The following is a 4,472-nucleotide window of genomic DNA, read 5'->3' as shown; positions in this document are numbered from 1 at the left end:
CCCGCGATGATCGGCCAGGACGCCTTCGACAAGTCGGCCGAGGCCTTCGCCTCGCTCGTGCTGGCGCGCCGCCGAGTCGTCGAGACGCACCAGTCGCTCGACCTCGCCCGAGCCCAGATCGGCCTTCAGGAAGTGAGCTCCGGCGACACCGTGCCCAAACCCAATCCGTTTACCGAAGCGCGGACGAACGAGGTTACGCCGATCGCCCATATTCGCGCCGTTGCGTAGGCAAGTGCCCCGCTTGACCGGACCGTGCAATCATGATCCGGTCAAGCGGTGAACTACTTCTTCTTCGCGCTGCTTTTTGCATGCTCGATCTACGCTTTCGTCGCAGGAGGAGGCCCGGAGCGAGTAGGCGCCGCCGTCTACGCCGCCTCATGCGTCGCGAGCTTCCTCGTCTATTCGGCTGTCCCGGTTCGCTTTCAGGGCGTTGAGGTTGGAGTTTTCATTGTCGATATCCTCGTCTTCCTGGCCTTCGTCCTCCTCGCGTTGCGCGCCAATAGGTTTTGGACGATATGGGTAAGCGCCCTCCTGGGGCTCGGCGTGGTCGGGCACTTGGCGATGCTGTTACGCCCGCAAGTGATACCGTGGGCCTATGCAGTCGTCCTTTCGATCTGGAGCTATCCGATCCTTCTGATGATCGTGCTGGGGACGGTGGCACATCGCCGGCGCATGATCCGGAACGGTGCCGATCCCTCCTGGACTCGCTCCTCCGACCTGCCTGGCCAGCCGAAGCGGCCATTTGGTCCGACGCCCTGATCGCCGAATTCGGATCGCTGGCCGCCGCGCTTTCCGTCGGAATGAGAGATCGCGCCCGCATCACCGGCCCGGGCCCCGCCCGGTTTCTCGGGAAGGTACAGGCGGGCCTGCTCCATTGCCTGCGTCTGCCGATGGCGCGTCGCCCGGTCGTTTCGACCTCCAAGCAGCTGCTCGACTATCTCAGGGCGGACATGGCGAACCTGATCCACGAGCGCTTTCGTGTCCTGTTCCTGAGCTCCCAGAACGAGCTGATCGACGACGACCTCGTCTGGGAAGGAACGGTGGGTGAAGCCCCGGCCTATCCCCGCGAGGTCGTGAAGCGCGCGCTCGAAGTGGGCGCCACCGGGATCATCCTCGTTCACAACCATCCTTCCGGAAGCCCAAAGCCAAGCCAGGGCGACATCGATGCGACACGCCGAATCGCCGAAGCGGCCCGGATGATGGGCATCTGCCTGCACGACCATCTCGTCATTTCGCGCGCCGGCTGGGCGAGCTTCAGAATGATGGGCTATCTCGATACTTTGCAGGATGTTGCGGCGGACTGATCGTTTTCTACGATGAATACTTTAAAATACGCCGACACTTCTTTCGATTTGGAGAGACTGTTTGCGCAGCCACCTTTGGCCGGTGGCTAGGGCCGGCGGATCGCCACCCGATCGGCCGGCCCGACCCGGCGCCAGCTCAGCCGATGCTCTGCCCGGTCTTCTCCCAATCGGCGAGGAAGGCCTTGATGCCGTTGTCGGTGAGCGGGTGCCTGAAGAGCTGGCGGATCACCGCCGGCGGCGCGGTCATCACGTCGGCGCCTAATTTGGCGGCGTCGTGGATATGGATCGGGTTGCGCACGCTGGCGACGAGGATTTCCGTCCTGAAATCGTAATTGTCGTAGATCAGGCGGATGTCGGCGATCAGCTCCATGCCCGGATAGCCGACATCGTCGTGCCGGCCGACGAAGGGCGAGACGAAGCTCGCCCCCGCCTTGGCGGCGAGCAAGGCCTGGTTGGCCGAGAAGCACAAAGTGACGTTGACCATCGTCCCGTCGCTCGTGAGCTTCTTGCAGGTCTTGAGGCCGTCCACGGTGAGCGGCACCTTGACCGCGATATTGTCGGCGATTTTCCGCAGGATCTCGGCCTCGCGCATCATCCCGTCATGATCGAGCGCGACCACCTCGGCCGAGACCGGACCGGGGACGATCCCGCAAATCTCCTTCACCACCTCCATAAAATCCCGCCCCGATTTGTGAACGAGGCTGGGATTGGTAGTGACGCCGTCGAGCAAGCCGGTTTCGGCCAGGTCGCGGATCTCGGCGGTGTCGGCAGTGTCGACGAAGAATTTCATTTGGTGCGGCCCCTGACGCGGTTGACCGCACCGGCTTAGCGTGGGAGCAAGCCCGCGGGCAATCGCGGGAGACAAGAAATGCTGCGCTGGCTCATCCCTCTCTTCGTCCTGCTCGCCGCCCCCGCCGCGGCCGAGCCGCGCGCGTGGGTCGATGCGAACCGCCAGGCGATCCTCGACGAATATCTGCCTTTGCTCGCGATTCCCAACGTCGCCTCGAACCGCGCCGATATCCGCCGCAACGCCGATCACATCATGGCGATGATGCGGCGGCGGGACCTCAATCCCCGTCTGCTCGAGAGCGAGGACGGCGCGGCGCCGCCGCTCATCTACGGCGAGTGGCTCGTCCCGGGCGCGACCCGCACCCATGTCATCTACGCCCATTATGACGGCCAGCCGGTGACGGCCGAGGACTGGACCGTGACGCCGCCGTTCGAGCCGCGGCTGGTCGGCGAGGGCGCCGAGGCGCGGATCTACGCGCGCAGCGCGTCGGACGACAAAGCCGGAGTGATGGCGATCCTCGCCGCGATCGACGCGCTCCGCGCCGAAGGAAGGCAGCCCGCCTTCAACCTGAGGATCGTCTTCGAGGGCGAGGAGGAAGCGGGCTCGCCCAATCTCGCCGCCTTGCTCCGCCGCCACCGCGACACCTTGCGCTCCGACGGCTGGATCATCGTCGACGGTCCCGCCCACCAGTCCGGCCCGCCCCAGCTCACTTTGGGCGTGCGCGGCGACGTCAACATGGAGGTCACGGTCTATGGGCCGGCGCGCCCGCTTCACAGCGGCCATTACGGCAATTGGGCGCCCAATCCGGCGCTGATGCTCGCCGAGCTGCTCGCCTCGATGAAGGACTCGACCGGGCGGGTGACGATTCCCGGCTATTATGACGACGCGGTTCCGCTGACCGAGGCGGAGCGCGCGGCCATCGCCGCGGTGCCGCCGCCCGATGAGCGGCTGCGCGCCGAGCTCGGCCTCGGCTGGACCGAGGGCGGCGGCGCGACCCTCACCGAGGCGATCAACCTGCCCTCGCTCAACATCAACGGCATGCGCAGCGCCGATGTCGGCGCCAATTCGCGCAACGTCATCCCGACCCAGGCGACCGCCGCGCTCGATCTCCGCCTCGTCCTCGGCAACACCCCCGACCGCCAGGTCCAGCGCGTGATCGATCATATCCGCGCCCAGGGCTATGGAGTGCTCGACCGCGAGCCGACGATGGCGGAACGCCGCCGCTTCGAGCGCATCGCCCGCGTCACCCGCGAGCCCGGCTATCCCGCCGAGCGCACCCCGCTCGACCACCCCTTCGCGCAGCGCCTTGCGCAAGCGATGCGCGCGCAGGGCGAGTTCGTTCTCCTGCCGAGCCTCGGCGGCAGCCTGCCGCTCTACCTGATCCGCCAGGAGCGCGGCGCGCCGAGCGTCACCGTCGCCTTGTGGAACCACGACAACAACCAGCATGCCGAGGACGAGAATCTCCGCCTCGAAAATCTCTGGCGCGGCGTCGCCGTGATCGCGAACCTGCTCACCGACGGCTGATCCCATTGGCCGCCGCTCCGCCCGCGCCCGGATTCCATCGCGCGATCTGGGCGATCGCGTTGCCGGCGATGCTCACCAACGTCGCCACCGCTCTGTTCGGCCTCGCCGATCTCTGGGTGATCGGCCAGCTCGGCGACGCCGAGGCGCAGGCCGGGGTCGAGCTCGGCGCCAAGTTCATGATGGGCCTGCTCGTCGTCTTCAACTTCCTGCGCACCGGCACGATCGCCCTGACCGCGCAGGCGAGCGGGCGCCGCGACGCCGAGGCGCAGGCGGCGACGCTGGCCCGCGCGCTCGGCCTCGGCCTCGTCATCGCCGCGGTGCTGCTCGCCGCGATGCCGCTCGCGATCCCGGCGGGGCTCGAGCTGCTCTACGCCCGCGGCGGCGTCGCGGAGCACGCCCGCACCTATGTCGGGATCCGCTATTGGGGCGGGCTGCTCTGGCTCATCAACGCCGCTCTGGTCGGCTGGCTGATCGGGCGGCGGCAGGTCCGCGCCGTGCTAATCGTCGAGGTCGCGGCGAACCTCATCCATATCGGCCTCGACCTGCTTTTCGTGCTCGGCTTCGGCTGGGGCGTCGCCGGCGTCGCCTTCGCCACCTTGCTGTCCGAAGGCGGCAAGCTGCTCGCGCTCGCGCTCATCGCCGCCCGCGCGGCGCCGGCGCGGCAGGGCTTCCGCCTCGTCTTCGCCCGCGCCACCTGGCACCGCAGCGCGCTCGGCGCCCTGCTCCGGATGAACCGCGATCTCTTCATCCGCACAATGCTGCTCACCGCCGCGATCCTGATGCTGGTCCGCGACGGCGCCTTCGAAGGGCCGGTGATCCTCGCCGCCAACGGCATCCGCTACCAATTCTTCATC

The 4,472-nt window shown here is 67.3% G+C and carries 6 protein-coding genes; 5 read left to right on the top strand and 1 reads right to left on the bottom strand.

Going from position 1 to position 4,472, the window contains the following annotated elements:
* The 3 genes from ACT4N8_RS09130 to ACT4N8_RS09120 all read left to right on the top strand — a co-directional run.
* On the top strand, positions 1–228 hold a 228-nt coding region (locus tag ACT4N8_RS09130), incomplete at its 5' end, for a hypothetical protein (protein ID WP_444857816.1).
* Between the two features lie 48 nt (positions 229–276).
* A complete protein-coding gene (locus ACT4N8_RS09125; protein ID WP_444857818.1) occupies positions 277–759 on the top strand; it encodes a hypothetical protein in 483 nt (160 codons plus the stop codon).
* On the top strand, positions 699–1,304 hold the full coding sequence (locus ACT4N8_RS09120; RefSeq protein WP_444857817.1) for a JAB domain-containing protein: 606 nt from the start codon (positions 699–701) through the stop codon (positions 1,302–1,304). The genes ACT4N8_RS09125 and ACT4N8_RS09120 overlap by 61 nt, the downstream gene beginning before the upstream one ends.
* A gap of 136 nt (positions 1,305–1,440) precedes the next feature.
* Here ACT4N8_RS09120 and fsa read toward each other — a convergent pair whose 3' ends face one another.
* A complete protein-coding gene (gene fsa, locus ACT4N8_RS09115; RefSeq protein WP_444857815.1) occupies positions 1,441–2,094 on the bottom strand; it encodes a fructose-6-phosphate aldolase in 654 nt (217 codons plus the stop codon).
* A 78-nt stretch (positions 2,095–2,172) separates the two neighbouring features.
* Between fsa and ACT4N8_RS09110 the strand changes: the two genes are divergently transcribed.
* Together ACT4N8_RS09110 and ACT4N8_RS09105 are read left to right on the top strand one after the other, a co-directional pair.
* Positions 2,173–3,618: a M20/M25/M40 family metallo-hydrolase gene (locus ACT4N8_RS09110; protein WP_444857814.1), complete on the top strand. Its 1,446-nt coding sequence runs from the start codon at positions 2,173–2,175 to the stop codon at positions 3,616–3,618.
* A 5-nt stretch (positions 3,619–3,623) separates the two neighbouring features.
* Positions 3,624–4,472: MATE family efflux transporter (locus ACT4N8_RS09105; protein ID WP_444857813.1), on the top strand; the 849-nt coding region annotated here is incomplete at its 3' end.

This window comes from Sphingosinicella sp. (assembly GCF_052387495.1).
GTDB lineage: Bacteria > Pseudomonadota > Alphaproteobacteria > Sphingomonadales > Sphingomonadaceae > Allosphingosinicella.
The sequence above is the reverse complement of the archived record's forward strand: the minus strand, read 5'-3'. Positions and strand labels throughout refer to the sequence as shown.